Source organism: Streptomyces sp. NPDC046900 (assembly GCF_040644975.1).
In the GTDB taxonomy this organism is placed as follows: Bacteria; Actinomycetota; Actinomycetes; order Streptomycetales; family Streptomycetaceae; genus Streptomyces.
This window is the reverse complement of record NZ_JBEYXD010000009.1, coordinates 73,705-97,962: the sequence shown is the minus strand read 5'-3', so window position 1 is coordinate 97,962 and position 24,258 is coordinate 73,705. Positions and strand designations below refer to the sequence as shown.

The 24,258-nt window shown below is 71.3% G+C and carries 17 protein-coding genes; 4 read left to right on the top strand and 13 right to left on the bottom strand.

Features of this window, described 5'->3' with window-relative positions; all coding sequences use genetic code 11:
• Positions 1 to 88: 88 nt before the first annotated feature.
• Positions 89 to 1,297, top strand: a complete 1,209-nt coding sequence (locus ABZ904_RS12075) for a helix-turn-helix domain-containing protein (RefSeq protein WP_360997767.1) — start codon at positions 89 to 91, stop codon at positions 1,295 to 1,297.
• On the opposite strand, the gene ABZ904_RS12070 is transcribed toward ABZ904_RS12075, so the two are convergent.
• Positions 1,294 to 1,902, bottom strand: coding sequence for a TetR/AcrR family transcriptional regulator (locus tag ABZ904_RS12070; protein WP_359394955.1), 609 nt, complete (start codon positions 1,900 to 1,902; stop codon positions 1,294 to 1,296). The genes ABZ904_RS12075 and ABZ904_RS12070 overlap by 4 nt on opposite strands.
• Positions 1,903 to 1,997: 95 nt before the next feature.
• Here ABZ904_RS12070 and ABZ904_RS12065 point away from each other — a divergent pair, with 95 nt between their 5' ends.
• Positions 1,998 to 3,536, top strand: a complete 1,539-nt coding sequence (locus ABZ904_RS12065; RefSeq protein WP_360997769.1) for an MFS transporter — start codon at positions 1,998 to 2,000, stop codon at positions 3,534 to 3,536.
• A gap of 69 nt (positions 3,537 to 3,605) precedes the next feature.
• On the opposite strand, the gene serA is transcribed toward ABZ904_RS12065, so the two are convergent.
• The 6 genes from serA to ABZ904_RS12035 form a co-directional block, all read right to left on the bottom strand.
• A complete protein-coding gene (gene serA, locus ABZ904_RS12060; RefSeq protein WP_359394959.1) occupies positions 3,606 to 5,207 on the bottom strand; it encodes a phosphoglycerate dehydrogenase in 1,602 nt (533 codons plus the stop codon).
• Positions 5,208 to 5,474: 267 nt separating this feature from the next.
• Positions 5,475 to 6,473, bottom strand: coding sequence for a ketol-acid reductoisomerase (ilvC, locus tag ABZ904_RS12055; protein WP_359394961.1), 999 nt, complete (start codon positions 6,471 to 6,473; stop codon positions 5,475 to 5,477).
• Positions 6,474 to 6,614: 141 nt separating this feature from the next.
• Positions 6,615 to 7,139, bottom strand: coding sequence for an acetolactate synthase small subunit (gene ilvN, locus ABZ904_RS12050; RefSeq protein ID WP_359394964.1), 525 nt, complete (start codon positions 7,137 to 7,139; stop codon positions 6,615 to 6,617).
• 18 nt (positions 7,140 to 7,157) lie between these two features.
• Positions 7,158 to 9,038 (bottom strand): acetolactate synthase large subunit, encoded by a 1,881-nt coding sequence (locus tag ABZ904_RS12045; protein ID WP_359394966.1) that lies wholly within the window; start codon positions 9,036 to 9,038, stop codon positions 7,158 to 7,160.
• A gap of 226 nt (positions 9,039 to 9,264) precedes the next feature.
• A complete protein-coding gene (locus ABZ904_RS12040) occupies positions 9,265 to 12,291 on the bottom strand; it encodes an EAL domain-containing protein (RefSeq protein ID WP_359394969.1) in 3,027 nt (1,008 codons plus the stop codon).
• 520 nt (positions 12,292 to 12,811) lie between these two features.
• A complete protein-coding gene (locus ABZ904_RS12035) occupies positions 12,812 to 13,753 on the bottom strand; it encodes a 2-hydroxyacid dehydrogenase (protein ID WP_359394971.1) in 942 nt (313 codons plus the stop codon).
• Between the two features lie 75 nt (positions 13,754 to 13,828).
• Here ABZ904_RS12035 and ABZ904_RS12030 point away from each other — a divergent pair, with 75 nt between their 5' ends.
• Positions 13,829 to 14,827 (top strand): aldo/keto reductase, encoded by a 999-nt coding sequence (locus ABZ904_RS12030; RefSeq protein ID WP_361822784.1) that lies wholly within the window; start codon positions 13,829 to 13,831, stop codon positions 14,825 to 14,827.
• Positions 14,828 to 14,942: 115 nt separating this feature from the next.
• Positions 14,943 to 16,127, top strand: a complete 1,185-nt coding sequence (locus ABZ904_RS12025; protein ID WP_361822782.1) for a PQQ-dependent sugar dehydrogenase — start codon at positions 14,943 to 14,945, stop codon at positions 16,125 to 16,127.
• 15 nt (positions 16,128 to 16,142) lie between these two features.
• On the opposite strand, the gene ABZ904_RS12020 is transcribed toward ABZ904_RS12025, so the two are convergent.
• The 6 genes from ABZ904_RS12020 to ABZ904_RS11995 form a co-directional block, all read right to left on the bottom strand.
• Positions 16,143 to 16,319 (bottom strand): DUF6191 domain-containing protein, encoded by a 177-nt coding sequence (locus ABZ904_RS12020; RefSeq protein ID WP_359395113.1) that lies wholly within the window; start codon positions 16,317 to 16,319, stop codon positions 16,143 to 16,145.
• A 46-nt stretch (positions 16,320 to 16,365) separates the two neighbouring features.
• Positions 16,366 to 19,410, bottom strand: a complete 3,045-nt coding sequence (locus ABZ904_RS12015) for an AAA family ATPase (protein ID WP_361822875.1) — start codon at positions 19,408 to 19,410, stop codon at positions 16,366 to 16,368.
• A 935-nt stretch (positions 19,411 to 20,345) separates the two neighbouring features.
• On the bottom strand, positions 20,346 to 20,531 hold the full coding sequence (locus tag ABZ904_RS12010; protein ID WP_359394978.1) for a hypothetical protein: 186 nt from the start codon (positions 20,529 to 20,531) through the stop codon (positions 20,346 to 20,348).
• Positions 20,532 to 20,749: 218 nt separating this feature from the next.
• Positions 20,750 to 21,304, bottom strand: a complete 555-nt coding sequence (locus ABZ904_RS12005) for a hypothetical protein (protein ID WP_359394981.1) — start codon at positions 21,302 to 21,304, stop codon at positions 20,750 to 20,752.
• 35 nt (positions 21,305 to 21,339) lie between these two features.
• Positions 21,340 to 21,915, bottom strand: coding sequence for a GNAT family protein (locus ABZ904_RS12000; protein WP_360997773.1), 576 nt, complete (start codon positions 21,913 to 21,915; stop codon positions 21,340 to 21,342).
• Positions 21,893 to 24,133, bottom strand: a complete 2,241-nt coding sequence (locus ABZ904_RS11995; RefSeq protein WP_361822777.1) for an MMPL family transporter — start codon at positions 24,131 to 24,133, stop codon at positions 21,893 to 21,895. Before ABZ904_RS11995 ends, ABZ904_RS12000 begins: the two co-directional genes overlap by 23 nt.
• Between the last annotated feature and the right edge of the window lie 125 nt (positions 24,134 to 24,258).

Genomic DNA, 24,258 nt, shown 5'->3' with positions numbered 1-24,258 from the left:
CCTAAGGATTCCTCCGATCGTCGGCCATCGACAGCTGTCACGCATCCGTGCCCTGGATCTCAGACGTTTGTATGAGGCGGCTTGGAAAATGCGGGAGAATACCCGTGTGGCGGATGTCTTCAAGGCCGGCCGTGGCGACTACCAGGAGCTCGTCGACGAGATCTCGGCGCTGCTCGGTGCCCCCGCGACCCTGGAGAACCGTGACTTCGAGCTGATCGCCTTCGCCGCGTACGACAGCGACGGCGAGTTCGACGAGGCGTCCCTCGACCCGGTCCGCACCCGCTCGATCCTCACGCGCCGCTCCACTGCCGCCGTGCGCCGGTGGTTCGAGAGCTTCGGCATCGCCCGCGCCACCGGACCTGTCCGCATTCCGCCGACCCCGGAGGCGGGCGTCTACCGCGGAAGGATCTGTCTGCCGGTACGCCATCGGGGTGTCGTCCTCGGCTATGTGTGGCTGCTCGCCGACGAACCGGGCCCCTCGGAGGCACAGCTGTCGGCGGCGATGGAGGTCGCCGCCCGTATCGGGGGTCTGCTCGCCGACGAGGCGCAGGCGGGCGCGGATCTGACGCGGGAACTGCGGGCGGTGCTCACCGCGGAGCGCGGCTGGCAGCAGGAGGCGGCGGTGGCCGAACTGCGTGCGGCGCTGGGAGCGCGGGCGGAGGGCCTGCACACGCTGGTCTGTGTCGCCCCCTGGCCCTCTGCCGACCCGGACGACGCCCCGTCGGCCCGTACGATCCCGGCCGCGACCGCGCTGTGTACGGTGCCATGGGGCAACTCGAGGCAGAGTCTGGCCCTGCTGGTGCGGTTGCGCTCGGCCGATGTGCTCACGCCGGCGCTGACGGCCGCCGCCCGGCTGCTGCGGGACGCGCAGGGCCCGGGCGCCGGGCGGGCGGCTGCGGGGGTCGCCGGAGTCCGGGACGGCCTCGGCGAGTTGGGCACCACCTGGCATGAGGCGTCGGGGGCGGCCCGCGCGGCACTGGCGGAGTCCCGGCTCGGCCCGGTCGCACAGTGGCCGGCCATCGGCCCCTACCGCCTGCTGACCTCGCTCCCGCCCGAGACGGCCCACGACCCTGCGGTACGCGCGTTGCTCATCCCCGCCCACCGCGAACTCGCCCGCACGGCTGAGGTGTTCCTGGACTGTGCGGGCCAGGCCGGACGCACCGCCGCCGAACTGGGCATCCACCGCCAGACGCTGTACTACCGGCTGTCCCGCGTCGAGCAGCTCACCGGCCTGGACCTGGACGACGGCGAGGACCGCCTGCTGCTGCACATGGCGCTGAAGGGGGCGCGACTCTAGGCGCCTTCGGGTGTGCGGTCCCCGGTGGCCGACTCGACGACCCGGCGCAGGCCCTCGGCGAGCTGATCGCCACTGGTCGCCGTGTCCGGGTCGAAGATCCACTGCACCATGAGCCCCTGGAGAAGGGTCTGGTAGAACCGGCCCTCGGTGTCGACGGTCTCCTTGCCGAACTCCGCCTCGGGTAGGTCGTGGAACAGGGGCAGCAGTCCTGAGCGGCCTTCCTCCTGCGCCTCGGCCAGCAGTTTGCGCACCTCCGGCAGCCGGTCGCCCTGAAGGATGAGTTCCAGGCTCAGCAGCAGGACGGCCCGCGACTCGGGCAGCGACCGGATGATGTTGCTCCACACCTCTTGGAAGCGCTCCAGCGAACCCGGCGGCGTCCTCGTCTCGCCGCCCGCGCCCCAGCCGGGGTCGAATCGGTCGCCCATCCCCTCGACCAGCGAGACGTACGCCTTCACCAGCAGCGCGTCCTTGGAGCCGTAGTGGTAGCCGATGGACGCCAGGTTGGTCCCCGACTCCTTGACGATGTCGCGCGCCGTCGTGCGCATGAAGCCCTTCTCCAGCAGGCAGCGCTTGGCGCCCTCGAGCAGATCCTCACGGTGTCCCATGCGGTCACTCTACTCCGATTTAGACAACCGTCCTAGACGAACGATTTATACGCTCGTACTAGACAAGCGTTTAAGACGTCCGTACAGTCCTCGTCATGACGAACTCGACGAGCACGAGCAACAACCTCCGCGCCTCGAGCGCCCCGGCCCGGGCCGGCCACCGCGAATGGACCGCGCTCGGCGTCCTGATGCTTCCGCTGCTGCTGGTCTCGATGGACGTCTCCGTCCTCTACTTCGCGATCCCGGCGATCACCGCGGACCTGGAACCGAGCAGCACGCAGCAGCTGTGGATCTTCGACATCTACGCCTTCGTCCTCGCCGGACTGCTGATGACGATGGGGTCCCTGGGCGATCGCATCGGCCGGCGCCGGCTGCTGCTGATCGGCGCGGCGGCCTTCGGCACCGCATCACTGGTGGCGGCGTACGCGAACAGCGCCGAGACCCTGATCGCGGCCCGCGCGGTCCTCGGCATCGGCGGCGCCACCCTGATGCCGTCGACGATGGCGCTGATCCGCACGATGTTCACCGACCCCGGTCAGCGCGCCAAGGCGATCGGCCTGTGGTCCGGCGTGATGACCGCCGGTATCGCGCTCGGCTCGGTGATGAGCGGAGTGCTCGTCCAGTACTTCTGGTGGGGTTCGGTCTTCCTGGTCAACCTGCCCGCGATGGCCCTGCTCCTGGTCCTCGGCCCCGTCCTGCTCCCCGAGTCGAAGGACCCCCGGCCCGGCCGCTTCGACCTGCTCGGTGTGCCGCTGTCGATGGCCGCGGTGCTGCCCTTGATCTACGGCCTCAAAGAGATCCCGGCCAACGGATGGCACGTCCAGTACGTGCTGTCGCTGACGGTGGGCCTGCTGTTCGCGGCGCTGTTCGTGCACCGCCAGCGCACGTCGGCGTCCCCGCTCGTCCCTCCGGTCCTCTTCCGCTCGCGCGGCTTCGCTCCCGCCCTCGCCCTCAACCTGATCTCGTCCTTCGCCATGCTGGGCTCGGCGTACTTCACCACCCAGTACCTGCAGTCGGTCCTGGGCAAGAGCGCCCTGGAGGCCGCGCTGTGGGCGCTGCTCCCGTCCGTGCTGATCGGCTTCGCTGCCCCCGTGACCACCCAGCTGGTGCAGAAGGGCGTGGACAGAGCCCATGTCGTCACGGCCGGGTTCGCCGTCGCGGCCTGCGGCTACGGGATGCTGGCGCTCGCCGGCACCGACTCGATGTGGCTGGTGCTGGCCGGGGCGGGCGTGCTGGCCGCCGGAATCGTCACCGTGATCTCGCAGATGATGGATCTGGCCATGGGCGCCGCGCCGGCGGAGCGGGCGGGCACCGCGTCCTCCCTGATGGAGACGGGCGCCGAGTTCGGCGGTGCACTGGGCATGGCCGTCCTCGGCTCCATCGGCACCGCGGTCTACCGCCACCGCATCCCGGCTTCGGCTCCCTCCCCCGCCCACGAGACGCTGGGCGGAGCGCTCGCGGCGGCCCGCTCGATGCCGGGCCGGGCGGGAGCCGAACTGCTGGGCACGGCGCGTGAGGCGTTCACCAGCGGTATGCAGTCGGCGGCGATCACCGGAGCCGTCCTGCTGCTGGCCGCGGCGGCACTGGCCACGGCGACCCTGCGGGGCATCCGGGTGCGGGACGCCCAGGAGTAGACGCCGGACGACACGACGGGGCCCGGGCCACCTCAGGTGGCCCGGGCCCCGTCGCTGATCGCGTGGGCGTCAGACGAGGTTCACCGAGCGCGCCGACGTGGCGCCGATCTCCTCCGCGACCTCCGTCAGGACGTTCTGCGGAACCGCGGAGTCGACCGTGAGGACCGCCAGTGCCTCGCCGCCGGCGATGTCACGAGCCACCTGCATGCCGGCGATGTTGATACCGGCCTCGCCGAGGATGCGGCCCAGGGTGCCGACCACGCCGGGGCGGTCGGAGTAGCGGAGCACGACCATGTGGTCCGCGAGGGCCAGGTCCACGTCGTAGTCGCCCACCGCCACGATCTTCTGGTGGTTCTTCGGGCCGGTCAGCGTGCCGGACACCGCGACCTCCTCGCCGTCGGCGAGCGTGCCGCGCACAGTCACCACGTTGCGGTGGTCGGTGGCCTCCGAGCTGGTGGTCAGGCGCACCTCGACACCGCGCTCCTGGGCGAACAGCGGCGCGTTGACGTACGAGACCGTCTCGGCCACCACGTCCTCGAACACACCCTTGATCGCGGACAGTTCGAGCACCTTCACATCGTGCTGGGTGATCTCGCCGTAGACCTCGATGTCGAGCCGGACGGCCACCTCGCCCGCGAGCGCGGTGAAGATACGGCCGAGCTTCTCGGCGAGCGGCAGACCCGGCTTGACGTCTTCGGCGATGACACCGCCCTGCACGTTCACCGCGTCGGGCACCAGCTCGCCGGCGAGCGCGAGGCGCACCGACTTGGCGACCGCGATACCGGCCTTCTCCTGCGCCTCGTCGGTGGACGCCCCCAGATGCGGCGTGCAGACGACCTGGTCGAGCTCGAACAGCGGCGAGTCCGTGCACGGCTCCTTCGCGTACACGTCGAGGCCCGCGCCGGCGACCCGGCCCTCCTTCAGCGCCGAGTACAGCGCCTCCTCGTCCACGATCCCGCCGCGGGCGGCGTTGACGATACGGACGGACGGCTTGACCTTGTGCAGCGCCTCGTCGCCGATCAGACCGAGGGTCTCGGGCGTCTTCGGCAGGTGGACGGTGATGAAGTCGGAGACCTCGAGCAGCTCGTCCAGGGACAGCACCTTCACGCCCATCTGCGCGGCCCGGGCCGGCTGGACGTAGGGGTCGTAGGCGACGACCTTCATGCCGAACGCGGACATGCGCTGCGCGACCAGCGCGCCGATCCGGCCGAGGCCGACCACGCCCAGCGTCTTCTCGGCCAGCTCGACGCCCGTGTACTTGCTGCGCTTCCACTCGCCGTTCTTCAGCGCGGCGTTGGCCTGCGGGATGTTGCGGGCGCTGGAGAGGATCAGACCGCAGGCGAGTTCAGCGGCGGTCACGATGTTCGAGGTGGGGGCGTTGACGACCATCACGCCGGCCTTGGTAGCGGCGGAGACGTCCACGTTGTCGAGGCCGACGCCGGCTCGTGCGACGACCTTCAGCTTGCCGGCGGCGGCGATGGCCTCGGCATCGACCTTCGTCGCGGAGCGGATCAGGATGGCGTCGACGTCGGCGATCGCCGACAGCAGCTCGGCGCGGTCCGCCCCGTTGCAGTGACGGATCTCGAAGTCAGGGCCAAGGGCATCGACGGTCGCCGGCGACAGCTCTTCAGCGATGAGTACCGTGGCTTTTCGACTGGGGTACGAGCTCACGTGAGTCCTCACAAGTCCAATGCGGACGGCCGTCCCGACGGCCGCAGGCGGTGGAGGGGTGCTAGCCGCGTGGAAGACGCACGACGCTGTGGGCCTGAACGCGATTGTTGTGCAGCAGTCTAGTGGCGCTGCGTGTGACATATTGCGCCGCTGCGGAAGGATCACTCGTCCGTGGCTGGACGGGCTGGACAACGTCTGGTTCCAGAGATTACCCCTGGTTCGCCGAAGGGGCCGGAGCGAACGGCACCGGCCCCTCGGGCATGAGGCTCAGGCCTCCTCGTCGACCCAGCTCATCAGCTTGCGCAGCTGCTTGCCGGTGGTCTCCAGCAGGTGCTCGGAGTCCTGCTGCTTGTACTCGTTGTACTTCTTCAGACCGCCGTGGTACTCGTCCATCCAGTTCTGGGCGAACGAGCCGTCCTGGATCTCCGCGAGGACCTTCTTCATCTCGGCCTTGGTGGCGTCGGTGATGATGCGCGGACCGGTGACGTAGTCGCCCCACTCGGCGGTCTCGGAGATCGACCAGCGCATCTTCTCCAGGCCGCCCTCGTACATGAGGTCCACGATCAGCTTCAGCTCGTGCAGGCACTCGAAGTACGCGATCTCCGGCTGGTAGCCCGCCTCGGTCAGCGTCTCGAAGCCCGCCTTGACCAGCGCGGTGGTGCCACCGCACAGCACGGCCTGCTCGCCGAAGAGGTCGGTCTCGGTCTCCTCGGTGAAGGTCGTCTTGATGACGCCGGCACGGGTGCCGCCGATGCCCTTGGCGTACGACAGGGCCAGCGCGAAGGCGTTGCCCGAGGCGTCCTGCTCGACGGCGACGATGCAGGGCACGCCGCGGCCCTCCTCGTACTGCCGGCGCACCAGGTGGCCCGGGCCCTTCGGGGCGACCATGCACACGTCCACGCCGGCCGGGGGCTTGATGAAGCCGAAGCGGATGTTGAAGCCGTGGCCGAAGAACAGCGCGTCGCCGTCCTTCAGGTTCGGGGCGATGGACTCCTCGTAGACCTGGGCCTGGATCGGGTCCGGCACCAGGATCATGATGACGTCGGCCTCGGCGGCGGCCTCCGACGGGGTCACCACGCGCAGGCCCTGCTCCTCGGCCTTCTCCTTGGACTTGGAGCCCTCGTGCAGACCGACGCGCACGTCGACGCCCGAGTCCCGCAGCGACAGCGCGTGGGCGTGGCCCTGGCTGCCGTAGCCGATGACCGCGACCTTGCGGCCCTGGATGATGGACAGGTCGGCGTCAGCGTCGTAGAACAGCTCGGCCACTTTGGGTTCTCTCCTTGGTGTGCAGGTGTTGCGTCCACCGTATGCCGGTGGGGGAAGTGACGTTTCGGGGTCTCGGGATACGGGCGGGCGGCGGGTCGCCGGCCCACCCGTATCCGGTCGTACGGGAATCCTCCGCGACCGCTAGGCCGACCGGTCGAGGGCGCGCAGGGAACGGTCCGTGATCGAGCGCGCGCCGCGACCGATCGCGATCGTGCCGGACTGGACCAGCTCCTTGATGCCGTACGGCTCCAGCATCTTGAGCATGGCGGACAGCTTGTCGCTGCTGCCGGTGGCCTCGATGGTGACGGCCTCCGGGGAGACGTCCACGGTCTTGGCGCGGAACAACTGGACGATCTCGACGATCTGGGAGCGCGTCTCGTTGTCGGCGCGCACCTTCACCAGAACGAGTTCACGCTGGACGGCCTGCGTCGGCTCCAGTTCGACGATCTTCAGGACGTTGACGAGCTTGTTGAGCTGCTTGGTGACCTGTTCGAGCGGCAGGTCCTCGACGTTCACGACGATGGTGATGCGGGAGATGTCGGGGTGCTCGGTCACGCCGACCGCGAGCGAGTCGATGTTGAAGCCGCGACGGGAGAACAGGGCGGCGATCCGGGCGAGGATGCCGGGCGTGTTCTCGACCAGGACCGAGAGGGTGTGCTTGGACATGGTTCTCACTCAGCTCTCTCAGTCGTCCTCGTTGTCGCCGAAGTCGGGACGGACGTCCCGCGCGGCCATGATCTCGTCGTTGGAGGTGCCGGCCGCGACCATCGGCCAGACCATCGCGTCCTCGTGGACGATGAAGTCGACGACGACCGGACGGTCGTTGACGGAGTTCGCCTCTTCGATGACCTTGTCGAGGTCCGCCGGGGACTCGCAGCGGATCGCATAGCAGCCCATGGCCTCCGACAGCTTCACGAAGTCGGGGACGCGGGTGCCCGCGCTCGGCTGCTTGGCGGGGCCCTCGGCGGAGCTGCCGTTCAGGCCGGCCGGGCCCGAGTGCAGCACCGTGTTGGAGTACCGCTGGTTGTAGAAGAGGGTCTGCCACTGGCGGACCATCCCGAGGGCGCCGTTGTTGATGATGGCGACCTTGATCGGGATGTTGTTCAGGGCGCAGGTGGTCAGCTCCTGGTTGGTCATCTGGAAGCAGCCGTCGCCGTCGATCGCCCAGACCGCGCGGTCCGGGGCGCCGGCCTTCGCGCCCATCGCGGCCGGCACCGCGTAGCCCATCGTTCCGGCGCCGCCGGAGTTCAGCCAGGTGGCGGGCTTCTCGTACTGGATGAAGTGCGCGGCCCACATCTGGTGCTGGCCGACGCCCGCCGCGAAGATCGTGCCCTCGGGCGCGAGCTGTCCGATGCGCTCGATGACCTGCTGCGGGGACAGCGAGCCGTCCTCGGGCAAGTCGTAGCCGAGCGGGTACGTGCGGCGCCAGCGGTCCAGATCGGTCCACCAGGCGGTGAAGTCGCCCTTGTGGCCCTCGCTGTGCTCCCGCTGCACGGCCTGGATCAGGTCCGCGATGACCTCGCGGGCGTCACCGACGATCGGCACGTCCGCGGCACGGTTCTTGCCGATCTCGGCGGGGTCGATATCGGCGTGGACGATCTTGGCGTGCGGGGCGAAGCTGTCCAGCTTGCCGGTGACGCGGTCGTCGAAACGGGCTCCGAGGGCGACGATCAGGTCGGCCTTCTGCAGCGCGGTGACGGCGGTGACCGCACCGTGCATGCCCGGCATCCCCACGTGCAGCGGGTGGCTGTCGGGGAATGCGCCGAGCGCCATCAGGGTGGTGGTGACGGGCGCTCCGGTGAGTTCAGCGAGGACCTTCAGCTCGGCGGTGGCCCCGGCTTTGAGGACGCCGCCGCCGACGTAGAGGACGGGGCGCTTCGCGGAGGTGATCAGCTTGGCGGCCTCGCGGATCTGCTTGGCGTGCGGCTTGGTGACCGGGCGGTAGCCGGGCAGGTCCATGACGGGCGGCCAGCTGAAGGTGGTCTGCGCCTGCAGGGCGTCCTTGGCGATGTCGACCAGGACCGGTCCCGGGCGGCCGGTGGAGGCGATGTGGAAGGCCTCCGCGATGGTCCGGGGGATCTCCTCGGCCTTGGTCACCAGGAAGTTGTGCTTGGTGATCGGCATCGTGATGCCGACGATGTCGGCCTCCTGGAACGCGTCCGTGCCGATCGCCTTGGAGGCGACCTGCCCGGTGATCGCGACCAGCGGCACCGAGTCCATGTGCGCGTCCGCGATCGGGGTGACCAGGTTGGTGGCGCCGGGTCCCGAGGTCGCCATGCAGACGCCGACCCTGCCGGTGGCCTGCGCGTAACCCGTGGCCGCGTGGCCGGCGCCCTGCTCGTGCCGCACCAGCACGTGCCGCACCCGCGTGGAGTCCATCAGCGGGTCGTACGCCGGAAGGATCGCACCGCCGGGAATGCCGAATACCGTCTCGGCGCCGACCTCCTCGAGCGAGCGGATGAGGGACTGCGCACCCGTGACGTGCTCGGGGGCAGACGGATGGCCTCCGGATCGGGGCCGGGGCTGCGGGTGATGGGCCCCGGTGGCCTGCTCGGTCATCGGCATTCTCTTCTCGATGCTGAGGGTTTTTGCGAGGTTTGGGCGTTGTTCGACTGGTGCGTGTGCAACAAAAAACCCCTCGTGCCGTTGGGCAAGCGAGGGGAGCGCGCCGGGTGTGGTCGCTGGGTGTTCCGGTTCATTTCCGGTGGGTCCCAGCTCAGCCGACGCGCTGTCCAAGTACGAGAATTCGGGAGCGCATGACACTGACCCTCCCCCCGGCACGCCGTCACTGTCAAGTGGGTGGGACAGGAGTCTCATTATGTGAGCGTAGGCCCGTCCCGCCTCCGAAAACGGCAGGCACACCACTGGTGTACACCTCGGGGGCCCCTCCGGCGAAGGCCGGCTCCGCGGGGCCGTGCGGAACCGGGTAGTGGCCGGACGTCAGCGCCCGGCGCAGCCGGTACTCGTCCAGCGGTCCGGAGAACGCCATGCCCTGACCGTGCGTGCAGCCCATCGCGCGCAGCGCGACGACCTGCTCGGGCAGGTCCACGCCGTCGGCGATCGACTGCAGACCCAGGTCGGTGGCGATGCGCAGCAGCCCGCTGGTGATCTTGTGCAGCCGCGCGGACTCGACGACCCCCTCGACCAGGCTGCGGTCGAGTTTCAGTACGTCCACGGGGAGCCTGCGCAGCGCCGTGATGGCCGCGTAGCCGTTGCCGAAGCCGTCCAGGGCGATACGGACGCCGATTCTTCGCAGCGCACCGAGTCTGCGTTCCAGCTCGTCCAGGCAGACCCGGGGATCGGGGTCGGACAGCTCGATCACCAGGGCGCCCGAGGCCAGTCCGTGGCGGGTGAGCAGAGCCTCGACGGAGCCGAGTGGCAGCGAGCGGTCGAGGAGCCGGCGGGCGTTCACCCGGACGGCTACGGGTACGGCCAGGCCCGCCGCGGTGCGCTCTGCGGCCTGCTCGACGGCCTCCTCCAGCACCCAGCGGCCCAGCTCGGCGGTCTTGTCGCTGTCCTCGGGGACCCGCAGGAACTCCATCGGGGTGAAGAGCACGCCCTGAGAGGAGCGCCAGCGTGCCTGGGCACTGACCGTCGCGATCCGGCCATGCTCGAGCGACACCACCGGCTGGTGCAGCAGAGTGAACTCGTCGCCGTGCAGCGCGGCCCGCAGCCGGGTGGCGAGCTCGGCCTTGCGTACGACGTCCTGCTGCATCTGGGGCGCGTAGAGCTGCACACGGCCCTTGCCCGCGGCCTTGGCCCGGTACATGGCGAGGTCGGCGTTGCGCAGCAGCTCGCCGGCGCCGAGGCCTGGTTCGGCGAAGGCCACACCGATGGACGCGGCCACCCGGACATCGTTGCCGTCGATGTCGTACGGCTGCGAGAGGGTGACCCGGAGCCGGTCGGCGAGCTCGACGATGTGGCGTTCACGCGCGGCGCGGTCCCGGCTGCCGTCGCCGACGATCAGGGCCGCGAACTCGTCACCGCCCAGCCGGGCGGCGGTGTCGCCCTGCCGTACCGCGTCCTGGAGCCTGCGGGCGGCCTGGACGAGCAGCTCGTCCCCGGCCTGGTGCCCGATCGTGTCGTTGACGGCCTTGAAGCCGTCGAGGTCGATGAAGAGAACCGCCGTATTGCGGAGGGCGGGGCCGCGGTCGGAGGCGCGGCGGCCGGACAGTGCCTGCTGGACGCGCTTGGTGAACAGGGCGCGGTTGGGCAGGTCGGTGAGCGGGTCGTGCTCGGCGTTGTGCTGCAGCTGCGCCTGGAGGCGGACTCGCTCGGTCACGTCCCGGCTGTTGAAGATCAGTCCGCCCTCGTGGCGGTTGACGGTGGACTCGACGTTGAGCCAGCCGCCGGTGCCGGACCTGAAGCGGCACTCGATGCGGGTGGTGGGCTCCTCGATGTGGCTGGCGGCGAGGAAGCGGCGCACTTCGTGCACCACGCAGCCCAGGTCCTCGGGGTGGATGAGGGCGGCGAGCTCGGTGCCGACGAGGTCGTCTGCGGAGCGGCCGTAGACGCCGGCCGCGGCCGGGGAGACGTACCTGAGGATGCCGCTGGGCGCGGCGATCATGATGACGTCGCTGGAACCCTGCACCAGGGAGCGGAAGTGGTTCTCCTTCTGCGCGAGTTCCTGGGCGAGGGTGATGTTGTCCAGCAGCATGATGCCCTGGCGGACGACGAGCGCGAGGACGACGGCGCCCGCGGTGACGAGCACCACGCGGTCGACCCGGTGGCCGTTGAGGATGTTGTAGAGGATCCCCAGCGTGCAGACGGCGGCGGCCAGGTACGGCATGAGCGCGGCCAGTGATCCGGAGATCGGGCGCGTGGCCGGGTAGCGGTCGGGATCCTGCGGAGGCCCGGCCGGGTGCCCGCCGGGCCCGGGGTCCTGCGGGAGTGAGGGGCGGTGCTCCTCGGTGACCCCGTACGTGTACTCCGCCCGGCGGGGCGTTCTCGCCTGTTCCGGCTGCCGCTGCTGCGGTACGTGCTCGTGCGCGTCGCGCGCGTGGCCGTCTTCCTCGGGCTGTCCGGGCCGGGCACCGACCCAGGGCGCGTACGCGAGCAGCAGCGAGCCGGAGAACCAGCCCGCGTCCAGCAGCTGGCCGGAGTGGTAGCTGTTGTGCAGCAGCGGTGAGGTGAACAGCGCGTCGCACATCACGGTCAGCGCGAGTGCGCCGATGGCGGTGTTGACCGCGGAGCGGTTGACCGCCGACCGCCGGAGGTGGAGGGCGACCACCATGCTGATCAGGGCGATGTCCAGCAGCGGGTAGGCGAGCGACAGCGCGGTGTGTGCGACGCTCGGCCCGTCGAACTTCGCCGCCTGGGCGAGCGCGAGGCTCCAGGCCAGTGTGAGCAGCGAGCCGCCGATGAGCCATGCGTCGAGCGCGAGGCATACCCAACCCGCCTTGGTGACGGGCCTTTTGGCGAGCACGAGCAGCCCAACGATGGCGGGCGGAGCGAAGCAGAGGAAGAACAGGTCGGCGCAGCTCGGCGAGGGGACGGGACGGCCGAGGACGACCTCGTACCAGCCCCAGACCCCGTTGCCGAGCGCCGCCATGAGGGAGGAGAGGGCGAACAGCAGCCAGGCGGGGCGGAATCTGCTGCGGCCGCGGCGGGCGTAGAGGAGGCAGGAGACCGACGCGCCGCCGGCCGCGGCGCTCAGCCCGAAGTCGCCCATGAACAGTGCGACGCTCCGGGAGCCCCAGCCGACCGTGGCACCGACGGCGTATCCCGCGCAGACCAGGGCCAGGACGAGTTGCGGAACCACGCGCGTCCGGCCTTCGGACACCGGACGGCGGGCCAGCAGTGCTCCGGGGGAGCTCACCGGGTCCTCCAGGTCCGGGGCGCCGCCGGATCCCGCTGGGCCCGGTGCGTTGGATGGGAGTGCCTTTTGCGGCCGCCGTGCCTGCGCGGGTGGTGATGACCACCGTGACCCCGTCTGCGCGTCGTCGCTCGCCAGGGTCGCCGCCCGCGGCCCCGCCGCGTCGGATCGTTCGTCCATAGGCCGTGCATCGTCTGTCGCCCCCCTCGCATGTCTGAAAGTTCCGTCCCCGGCGCCGAACGGTGCGCGGCGCTGCCCCTGTCGGGACGATACACCAGCATCGTCACTCAGGGACATAGCGTCTCTACGCTCCGTGACGATCAGGGAAAATAACCGCACGTTGCGTGCACGGAGAACTGCGGAGTGTGCCGGAAGCAGACGGGGAGCGAACGGAGAGCGACGTGTGCGCCGGTCGTGCGACCCCTGGTCGCCGCGCGCGCGGGCGCCGGAGTTGGCTCGCATCATGCGCCGTTCGGACCGCGCGCACGGCTCGAACCACCCCGTCGCCCGCCCTCCCGCGTCGCTACGCGCCGGTCGTCAGGACGACGTTCTCCAGGGGTTCCCCCTGTGCGAAACGGTTCAGCTGGGAACTGAGGAGCCGCTTGACGCGAGGCCAGAACGCCGAAGTGGGACCGCCGACATGAGGGCTGATGAGCACACCGGGCGCGTGCCAGAGGGGATGCCCCTTCGGCAGCGGTTCCGGGTCCGTGACATCGAGGGCCGCCGTGATGCGGCCGGCCTCCAGCTCGGCAAGCAAGGCCTCGGTGTCGACCACGCCTCCGCGCGCCACGTTCACGAGCAGCGCCCCGTCCTTCATCCGGGCCAGGAAGTCCGCGTCGACCAGGCGTCTCGTCTCCTCCGTGAGAGGCATGGCGATCAACACGACATCCGCCTCGGGCAGAAGGTCCGACAATCGGGTGAAGGGATGCACGAGGCCGCGCGCCGTTGTGCGCTCACGGCGCGCGACGCGCGCCACCCGCGCCACCTCGAACGGCACGAGCCGCTCTTCGATGGCGGCGCCCACGGCCCCGTACCCGACGATGAGGACCGACTTGTCGGCGAGCGCCGGGCGGAATCCGGCACGCCACTCCTCCCGGTCCTGACCCCGGACGAAGTCGGGGATCCCGCGCAGCGAGGCGAGGATCAGGGTCAGCGCGAGCTCGGCGGTACTGGCGTCGTGCACCCCGCGGGCGTTGCACAGCCGCACTCCCCCGGGCAGCAGGGAGAGTCCCGGCTCGACGTGGTCGACGCCCGCGGACAGCGTCTGCACCACGCGGACGGATTTCATCGCCGCCATGGGCCGCACGGCGACCTCGCTGCCCTTCATATAGGGCACGGCGTAGAAGGCGCACTCGGCGGGGTCTGAGGGAAACTCCGGATCGCCGTCCCAGAACCGGTAGGTGAGGCCCTCGGGGAGCCCCTCTATCTCTTCGGTGCGGAACGGAAGCCAAACGTCGGCAGTCATGGTCAGGAGGCTATGCGAAGGATCCCTTGCCGCATTGGTTAGTTTGGGGTGGCGGGAAAGGGAGGGCGCGGGCAGGTGGAGCGCAGGACGATCGGCGCGGCAACGCTCGAAGTGGGGGCCGTGGGACTCGGGTGCATGCCGATGAGCTGGGCGTACTCCGGCTCGCACAGACGCGGCGAGGAGTCTCTGCGGACGGTGCACCAGGCACTCGACCTGGGCATGACGCTGCTCGACACGGCCGACATGTACGGCCCGTTCACCAACGAGCTGCTGGTGGGCCGGGTCCTGAAGAAGCGGCGCACGGACGCGTTCGTGTCGACCAAGGTGGGCCTGCTGGTGGGCGAGCAGCACATCGTCGCCGACGGCCGCCCGGGCTATGTGAAGCGTGCCTGCGACGCCTCGCTGCGGCGGTTGCAGACGGACGTGATCGACCTCTACCAACTGCACCGTGCGGACCCCGAGGTCCCCGTCGAGGAGACCTGGGGCGCCATGGCCGAGCTGGTGGGGGCGGGCAAGGTGCGGGCGCTCGGACTGTGTGCGGTGGGCGTGCGGGGCGGGCGGCAGAGCGGGGCGCGACTGTACGACGGCACCGTCCGCCAGCTGGAGCGGATGCAGCAGGTGTTCCCGGTGAGCGCGGTGGAGGCGGAGCTGTCGGTGTGGTCGACGGAGGCTCTGGACGCCCTGCTGCCGTGGTGCGCGACACGAGGGGTCGGCTTCCTGGCCGCCATGCCCCTCGGCAACGGCTTCCTGACCGGCACGCTGACGCCGGGCGAGGGCTTCGAACCCGACGATCTGCGGGCCCGGCACCCGCGTTTCACGGCCGAGATGATGGCGGAGAACCAGCCGATCGTGGCCGGCCTGAGGCGGGTGGCCCACCGGCACGGCGAGGAGGTCACCCCCGCACAGGTGGCGCTGGCCTGGGTGCTGGCACAGGGCCGCCATGTGGTCCCGGTGCCCGGCGCCAAGCAGGAGCGCTGGGTCGCGCAGAACGCGGCCGCGCCCGGGCTGACCCTGACCACGGAGGACCTGACCGAGCTGGCGGGGCTGCCGCCGGCCCAGGGATCGTGGGACTGAGCCCGAGCCCAAGGCGGCCCGGATGCGACCGACCGGTGGATTCTCGATCGGTACCGGGAACCGTTCGGGAGCGAGCGGTGTAGGAAAGGGACGAGGGCACCGCGTCGAAGGGACCTTGATCGTGCGACGTCGAGCTGTGACGGCCGTGTCGGCCGTGTCCGCGCTGCTGCTGGCGGCCGGTTGCTCCGCCGGGGGCGGGAACACCCCGGGCAGCGGGAACAGCGTCTCCTCGAGCGGTTCGGCGCCCGGGGCTTCGGCGCCCGGGTCCTCGGCGTCGGGGCGGGGAGCCGAGCAGACCCCGCCGGCCACCGGATCGGTACGGGTCGTGCGTACGGTGGCCGCGGACCTCAAGTCCCCCTGGGGCCTGGCCCCTCTGCCCGACGGCGGACTGCTGGTCTCCGACCGGGACGACGGCACGATCACGCGGATCGACGACAAGACCGGACGGAAGACACTGCTGGGCACGGTGCCCGGTGTCTCGGCCGCGGGCGAGGGCGGGCTGCTGGGCATCGCCCTCTCCCCCGACTACGCCTCCGACCACCTGGTCTACGCGTACTTCACGACGGACTCGGACAACCGCATCGCACGCATGCTGTACGACACGAAGAAGCCGGCCGGTGAGCAACTGGGGGCGCCGAACACGGTCTTCAAGGGCATCCCGAAGGGGATGATCCACAACGGCGGGCGGATCGCGTTCGGCCCGGACAGGATGCTGTACGCGGGCACGGGCGAGTCGGGCGACCGGGGCCTGTCCCAGGACCGGAAGTCGCTGGGCGGCAAGATCCTGCGCATGACGCCGGAAGGCGAACCGGCACCCGGCAACCCCTTCGGGAACTCGGTCGTCTACTCCTACGGCCACCGCAACGTCCAGGGGCTCGCCTGGGACGACAAGCAGCGGCTGTTCTCCTCCGAGTTCGGTCAGGACACCTGGGACGAGGTGAACGCGATCAAGCCGGGCGACAACTACGGCTGGCCGGTCGCCGAGGGCAAGTCCTCCGACACCAGGTTCCACAACCCGATCGCCCAGTGGCACACCGACGAGGCCTCCCCGAGCGGGATCGCCTACGCCGAGGGCTCGCTCTGGATGGCGGGCCTGCGCGGGCAACGGCTGTGGCGCATCCCGCTGAAGGGCACGGAGGCCTCCGCGCCGCCGCAGGCCTTCCTGAAGGGCAGCTACGGCCGCCTGCGCACGGTGGTCTCGGCCGGCGGCAACAAACTATGGCTGACGACGAGCAACACGGACGGTCGCGGGGAGCCCTCGAAGACCGACGACCGGATCCTCGAGCTGGAGGTGTCGTAGGACGGGCGGTGCCGCTCAGTCGGTCTCCTCGTCCGCGGAGGCGCGTCTCAGGCGTATGACCACCCGGCCCGACGCCAGATCGATCGGGCCCTGGCCCGGATCGCCGTCCGTGACATCCACCCTGGTCAGTTCCAGGCGCTGGCGCTCGTCGTGGGTGTGCTTGCGGCCCGGTGCGAACAGTTCCTCGAACATGTTGAACACGGCGCCTCCCTCGGCCCGGTCCCGGACAGCGTAGACCTCAGCCTGCCGCCTGGACAGCGGATGTCTCGGGCGGGAACAGCCGCAGCCGGTGGGCCACCGCCGCCGCCTCGCCCCGGCCCGAGACGCCCAGTTTGGCCAGGATGTTCGAGACGTGGACGCTGGCCGTCTTCGGGGAGATGAACAACTGCTCGGCTATCTGGCGGTTGCTGCGGCCGGCCGCGACCAGCCGGAGCACGTCACGCTCCCGGTTCGTGAGCCCCAGGGACTCGGCCGGATCGAGCGCGGCGGGCCGGTCGGCGCCCGTCAGGGTCAGGCGGGCGCGCCGGCTGAGCAGGGCGACCTCCTCGGCGAGCGGACGGGCACCGAGGTGCTCGGCCACCGCGCCGGCCAGCCGCAGCAGCTCGGCGGCCCGCGCACGCCCGTCCTGGCCGTCGCCCGAGGCCAGCAGGGACTCCGCGAGGCGGTGCCGGACACGGGCCAGTTCGTACGGGCGGCCCAGGGCCTCGAACGCGGTCACCGCCTCGGACCAGTCGTGCGGCTCGGCGCGGTTCTCGGCGCGCAACAGCTCGGCGCGGACCCAGCGTTCGTGAGCACGCCACAGCGGCACGTTCGTGGTGAGCGCCTTGGCGGCGCCGCGGATCCGTGCCAGGACTGCGGCGCGGCCCGGTTCGGCCGAGGGCAGCCCGAGGGCGTCGGCCTCGGCGGTGGCGGCGGCGAGCAGCAGCGGCCAGGCATGGCGCTGGGTGCCCGGAGGGAAGCCGGCTCTCAGGGCGTCGTCGAGTACGGCACGGGCTTCGTCGAGGCGGCCCTCACCGGCGGCGATCCCGATGGCGGCGCGCAGCAGCGGCAGTTCGTGCTGCGGCAGTCTGTCGCGGTTGCCGAAGAACGCGCGGGCCGCGGACAGTTGGCGTTCCGCCTCGGCCAGGTCGCCCCGGGCGACCGCGAGATGCGTGTGGATGGCGGCGCGGAAGCCGCGGGGTATCGCGCTCTGGCCGATGCGCTCCGAGGCGAGCGCGGCTTCGGCGGCCTCGTCCCAGCGGCCCACGGAGTAGAGGGACTCACCGAGGTTGGCCCACGCCCAGGCCTCGGAATCGGTCAGTCCCAGCTTCCGGGTGAGGTCCAGCCCTTCGCGCAGGATCTCGACGGCCTCGCGGGAGCGGCCGATGCCCTCCAGGTGGGAGGGCAGGTTCACATGGACGCGGCCCGCAAGGGAGGTGTTGCCGAGGTCCGCGACCTGCTCCTTGACCTCGTACATCTGCGCGAGTCCGGCGTCGATGTCACCCGCGTCGACGAGGAGGCCGCCGAGGGTGAGGCGGGCGCCCAGCTCGATGTCGCGGGCGCCCACCATGTGCGCGTATTCGACGGCCCGTTCGGCGGCCGAGAGCGCCTCCGCGCCGGGGACGTGCACCATCGACCAGTTGGCCACCGCGGCGAGCACCTCGGCGTGCACCTCCGACGGGGGCAGTCCGCGCACCAGTTCCTGGGCGGTGGCCAGTTCCTCCCGGCCGTCGCCCCGGGCCGTGTTCTGTACCAGCCGTGAGCGCTGCACCCAGAACCACGCGGTGCGAAGGGGGTCCTTCTCCGGCTCCAGCAGTCGCAGCGCCCGCCTGGTGATCTTCAGTGCGCGCTCGCGCTCCCCGCACAGCCGGCCCGCGACGGCCGCCTCGGCCATCAGGTCGAGATAGCGCAGTGGCGTGGTCGCCGGGTCGCAGCCGCAGGGTGGGTAGACCTCGGCGTGGTCGAGGGGGCGCAGAGCGGCCCGTACGGCGTCGGGAGCCATGTCCCACAGCTCCATCGCGCGCTCCAGCAGTCCCAGTTGCTCGGCGTGCGCGTGCCTGCGGCGGGCCACGACGGCCGCGTCGAGGACGGCGGGCAGGGCCTTTGCCGCGTCGTGCGCGTGGTACCAGTAGCTGGCCAGGCGGGGGGCGCGCTGGTCGGCCGGTACGAGCGTGGGGTCGGCCTCGAGGGCCTCGGCGTACCGCCGGTTGAGCCGGGAGCGCTCGCCGGGCAGCAGGTCGTCGCTGACGGCCTCGCGGACCAGGGAGTGGCGGAAGCGGTAGCCGTCGCCGTCCGGCGTGGCGAGCAGGATGTTGGCGCCGACGGCGGCGCGCAGGGCTTCGATGAGGTCGTCCTCGGCGAGCCGGGTGACGGCCGCGAGGAGGCGGTACTCCACGGTGGAGCCGCCTTCGGCGACGATCCGGGCCACGCGCTGCGCGGCCTCGGGCAGCTTTTCGACGCGGACGAGGAGGAGGTCGCGCAGGGAGTCGGTCAGGCCGGTGCAGCAGCCCTCGCAGGCGGCCACCGCCAGTTCCTCCACGAAGAAGGCGTTGCCGTCGGAGCGGGCGAAGATCTCGTCGACCTGGCCGGGGTCGGGCTCGGCGGCCAGGATGCCGGCGATCTGGCGTTCGACCTCGGCGCGGTTGAAGCGGCCGAGCTCGATACGGCGGACCGTGCGCAGGCGGTCGAGTTCGGCGAGGAGGGGGCGCAGGGGGTGGCGGCGGTGGATGTCGTCGGAGCGGTAGCTGGCGACGACGACCAGACGGCCGCTGCGCAGGGTCCGGACCAGATAGGCGAGCAGGTGGCGGGTGGAGGCGTCGGCCCAGTGCAGGTCCTCGAGCGCGAGCACGACCGTACGGCGGGCGGCGACCCGCTCGAGAAGGCGGGCGGTGAGCTCGAAGAGGCGGGCCATGCCCTCCTCGTCGTCCCGGTTCGCACGACGCGCCTCGCCCAACTCGGGCAGCAGCCGGGCCAGTTCCTCCTCCTGCCCGTGGGCCGCCGCGGCGAGTTCCTCGGGCAGCTGCCGCCGCAGGGAGCGCAGGGCGGTGGAGAACGGGGCGAAGGGCAGTCCTTCGGCGCCGATCTCGACGCAGCCGCCGAGCGTCACCACCGCGTCCGCGCGGATCGCCGCGGCCGCGAACTCTTCTATCAGCCTGGTCTTTCCGACGCCTGCCTCGCCGGCGACGAGCAGCGCCTTCGGCTCGCCGGCGGCCGCGCGGGCGAGCGCGTCGTGCAATATCCCCAACTCGTCGGTGCGGCCGACGAACACGGGGCTGACGGACCTGGTCTCCACGCTCCCGAGGATGACACGGGCCGGTGACAACGCGGCACCGATTATCGCGGGTTGTGAATCGTGCACGCCGGAGCGCGACACCGGAACGCCGCCGGCGCTCGCCGGACCTCGGCGCGCGTGCGGGGCGCCGGACGCGGCGTCGGGCGCGGCGTCGGGGCCGCCGGGCGGCTGCACCGGAGGCCGGATGCCGGTCGACTGCGACGCCGGGGCGTCGGGCCCGCCGGGCCGCTGCACCGGAGGCCGGATGCCCGCCGCCCGCGACGCCGAGGCCGCGGGCCCGACGGGCCGCTGCACCGGAGGCCGGAAGTCGGCCGATTGCGACGCCGAGGCCGCAGACGCGACCGGCCACTGCACCGCGGACCCGATCCCGGCCGACTGCGACGCCGGGGCCACGGACGCGACCGGCCACTGCACCGCGGACCCGATCCCGGCCGCCCGCGACGCCGGGGCGTCGGGCCCGCCGGGCCGCTGCACTGGAGGCTGGAGGCCATTCGCCTGCGGCGCCGGAGCCGCGGGCCCGCCGGGCCGCTGCACTGGAGGCTGGAGGCCGTTCGCCTGCGGCGCCTGGGCCGCAGGCCCGATACTGGCCGCCTGCGACGCCGAGGCCGCAGGACCGAGCGACTGCTGCACCGCAGACCCGACCCCCACCGACGGCGACCCCGAAGCCCTAGACCCGACCCCCGCCGACCGCGGCCCCGCAGACCCCACCGGCCCCTCCGTCGCAGGCCGGAAGCCGGCCGGCCCCGCTGGGCTCTGGGCCCGGGCGGAGTCGGTCGGCTCATCGGAGGCGTGGGGCGCCGCGGACCGCGCGGGCGTGGCCGCTCCGGCTCGTCGCGGGGCGGCCGCCGGGACGGTGGCCTTCGTCGTCGCCGGGCTCGGCTGTGGTCGGCCGACCCCCGTGCGGCCGTCCTCAGGGAGCGCGTCGCCGTGCCCCCGCTGCCGCGCGCTCACGCGGCGAAGGTCATGCGGGACCGGCGCTGGTCCTGACTGTGGTTCTGGCCCTCCCGCGCCTGTTCCCGGTGAACTCGGCGGGCGGCCCGCCGCGCGCGCCGGGCCTCGAGGCCGAGCCGGTGGTCGGCCGCCTGGCGGATCAGCTGGGCGGAGCGCATCTTGTGGATCTCGTACTCGAACATGAGCTTTCCCCTGGAGATACCGGTGTGCGGCGTCGATCGCCGCGACACCTCAACCTTGCTGTCACAGGGGGGTTCGCCACATCGGGAGGCTGCCGCATCTTCCGCACTCGTGGGGCCTCAGAAGGGGTAACCGCGGGGGCCTTAGAAACAGGAGGGGGCCCCAGGCCTTCCGTAAGGATCGGACGGAAGGCCTAGGACCCCGGAGAACTGCGGCCGGCTCAGCCGGCGGACGGCAGTCCGAAAAGAAGATCGGTGTACTTGAGGACGGCCAGGAGCAGCCCGATGACGCCGAGGGCGACGCCGCCCCAGGCGACCGACTTGATCCAGACGGCCTGCGGCTTCCCCGGCACTCCGAACGCCGGACGGGCCAGGACCGCGACGCCGACAAGGAGCGCGACGAGCGCGAACAGGCCGCCCCACAGAGCGGTGGCGTGCCAGGCGTCGCCATACACCTCCTTGATCTGCTTGGCGACGGTCGCCTGGGACGACGTCCCGAGCTGGCCCACGAGGGTCTCGCGGGCTGCCGCCACGGTGCCGACCCAGCTGCCGGTGAGGGAGACTATGCCGAGTGCGACGGAGACCACCGCGCCCGCTCCCTGGCCCGCGCCGGTGGCTGCCTGCGGTGCGCTCCCGCCGGACGTCTGCTCGGCCTGGGGCTCCTCGACCGTCTCCCCGGCCGTCTCGCCTGCCTCGGTGACCTGCACCTTTTCCTCGTCCTTCGTCGCCTCGGCGCCGCTTACGGCCCCGGCCTCGTCAACTGTCTTGGTTCCCATGCCTCGCACCGTACGGACGCTGTCTGAGAGGTCTCTTAAAGATCGTCGCGGGCGCCGCTCGCGCGTGCCGCCCGCCACTCGGGCGCGAGCACCGACCACAGCTCGGTGTCCTGACGTACGCCGCGGTAGAGGTAGCTCTCCCGCAGCACGCCGTCGCGGCTCATGCCCAGCCGCCGCGCCACATTGATGCTCGGTGTGTTGGCGGACGACGCGTACCACTCCACACGGTGGATGCCGCGCTCGTCAACCGCCCAGTCGATGAGCACCCGCACCGCGCGCGTGATCAGTCCCCGCCCGGTCCCGGCGGGCTCCAGCCAGCAGCCGATCTCGCAGTTCCCGCCCGCCGCGTCGAAGACGCGGAAGAGCACGCCGCCGACCAGCTTTCCGTCCAGCCACAGCCCGTGCAGGCTTCCGCTGTCCGCGGCGCGCTTGTCGGCGTACGTCTGCAGGATCTCCCGGGCGGAGCCGACGTCCGTGGCGTTCGCCCCGAACGGGATGTGCTCGGTGATGAAGTCCCGCCCCCGGTCCAGGTGGGCCAGGAACTCCTCGGCGTGCCACGGCTCCAGCGGCCGCAGTTCGGCCCCGTCGTCATCCAGGGATATCGCGTACATCCCGCTGCCGCTCCTTCACCAGTACGTCCACCAGTGCGTCCTCGTCGCCACGCTGCCCCGGGATCGTTTCACGGCACTGGGCCGGCTCGATGCAGATGCGCGGCAGCCTGCGCTCCAGCCAGGACGGCAGCCACCAGTTGGCGCTGCCCAGGAGGTGCATCAGGGCGGGGACGAGGAGCGTGCGCAGGACGAAGGCGTCGAGGGCGACGGCGGAGGCGAGCGCGATGCCGAACATCGCGATCACGCGGTCGCCGCTGAGCACGAAGGCGAGGAAGACGGAGATCATGATGACGGCCGCCGAGTTGATCACCCGGCTGGTCTCGGCGAGGCCGACGCGTACCGCCCGGCGGTTGTCGCCGGTCTCCAGCCACTCCTCGTGCATGCGGCTGACCAGGAACACCTGGTAGTCCATGGAGAGCCCGAAGAGCACGGAGACCATGATCACGGGAAGGAAGGGCTCGATCGGGCCGGCCCGGCCGAGGCCGATCAGTTCGCTCCCCCAGCCCCACTGGAACATCGCGACGACCACGCCGAACGCGGCGGCGACGGCGGCCAGGTTCATCACGGCGGCCTTCAGCGGGATGGCGAAGGAGCGGAAGGCCAGCAGGAGCAGCACACAGCCCAGGCCGATCACCACGCCCACGAACAGCGGCAGCTTGCCGACGATCACGTTCGCGAAGTCGTCGTAGGCGGCCGTGATCCCCCCGACGTGCACATCGAGCGTCGTGCCCTGCTCCGCACGCGGCAGCACGTCGGAGCGGAGCCGCTCCACCAGGTCACTGGTCTGCTGCGACTGCGGGGCGGAGTCCGGTACGACGGTGAGGTAGGCCGTGTCCCCGCCGGTGTTGTAGGTCACCGGGGTCACCGAGGCGACGCCGCGGGTGGAGGCGAGCGTGCTGCCGAGGTTGTCGAGCGCGAGTTTGTCCTCGCCGCCGTTCACGTGGGTCACCAGGGTGAGCGGACCGTTGACGCCGGGCCCGAAGCCCTCGGCCATGAGGTCGTACGCCTGCCGGGTGGTCGACGTCTTCGGGTCGTTGCCCTGGTCGGAGGTGCCCAGGTGGAGGGAGAGCGTGGGTATCGCGAGCAGGGCCATCACGGCCAGGGCGACGGCACCGAGCTTCTTGGGGTGGCGTTCGACGAACGCGGACCAGCGGGCGGAGAGCCCGGTCGGCACCTCGGGTTCCGGCCCGTGCTCGGACAGCCTGCGCCGCTCGCGCCTGCTGAGTGCGCGCGGGCCGATGAAGGAGAGCAGGGCGGGCAGCAGGGTGACCGACGCGGCCACGGTGAGCAGGACGGTCAGACAGGCGGCGACGGCGACGCCGTTGAGGAAGCCGAGCCGCAGGATCAGCATGCCGAGCAGCGCGATGCACACGGTCGCGCCCGCGAAGACCACTGCCCGTCCGGTGGTGGCGACGGCGCCCTCGGCGGCCTCGGCCACCGGGATGCCGCGTTTCAGGCTGCGGCGGTGCCGGGTGACGATGAACAGCGCGTAGTCGATGCCGACACCGAGCCCGATGAGCATGCCGAGCATGGGTGCGAAGTCGGCGACGGTCATCGCGTGCCCGAGCAGTCCGATGCCGGAGTACGCGGTACCGACGCCGATCAGCGCGGTCGCGATGGGCAGCAGGGACGCGGCCAGCGAACCGAAGGCGAGGAACAGGACCACGGCGGCGACGGCCACGCCGACGATCTCGGCGAGGTGCCCGCCCCGCGACTCGGCGGACCCGACGGCGGTGCCGCCGAGCACGACCTTCAGGCCGTCGGTCTCGGCGGACTGCGCCGTGTCCACCACGGCCTTGGCCTCGCCCTTGCCGATGTCCTCGGCCGCCTTGTCGAAGGTGATGCCGGCGTAGGCGATGCGGCCGTCGCGGCTGATCTGGCCGTCGTGGCCGCCCTGGTAGGGGCTGGTCACGGCCACGACTCCGGGGAGGCCGGCGATCTTGTCCAGGGTGCGGGTCATCGTCTGCTCGACGTCGGCGGCGCGTACGCCGCCGGGTCCGGTCTGCCAGACCACGGTGTCGCTGTCGCCGCTGAGACCGGAAAAGCCCTGGTCGAGCAGCCGGGCGGCGCGATTGGACTCCGTGCCGGGGACGCCGTAGTCGTTCGAGTACGCGGAACCCGTGGCGGCGGCGGCCGCGGTGACACCGCAGAAGGCGATCAGCCAGAGCAGAACGGTGACGAGACGGTTGCGCACACACCAGCGGGCAAGGGCTGCCACAGACAAGCTCCCTGAGAGGGGTGTTTCGTGGATCTTTGATCGGGAACAGCCGCTGAGGGATCTGAACAGCCCGCAAAGAACGAATGACCAACACCCCCACTGTCGCAGCCGGAAAAGATCGTTTG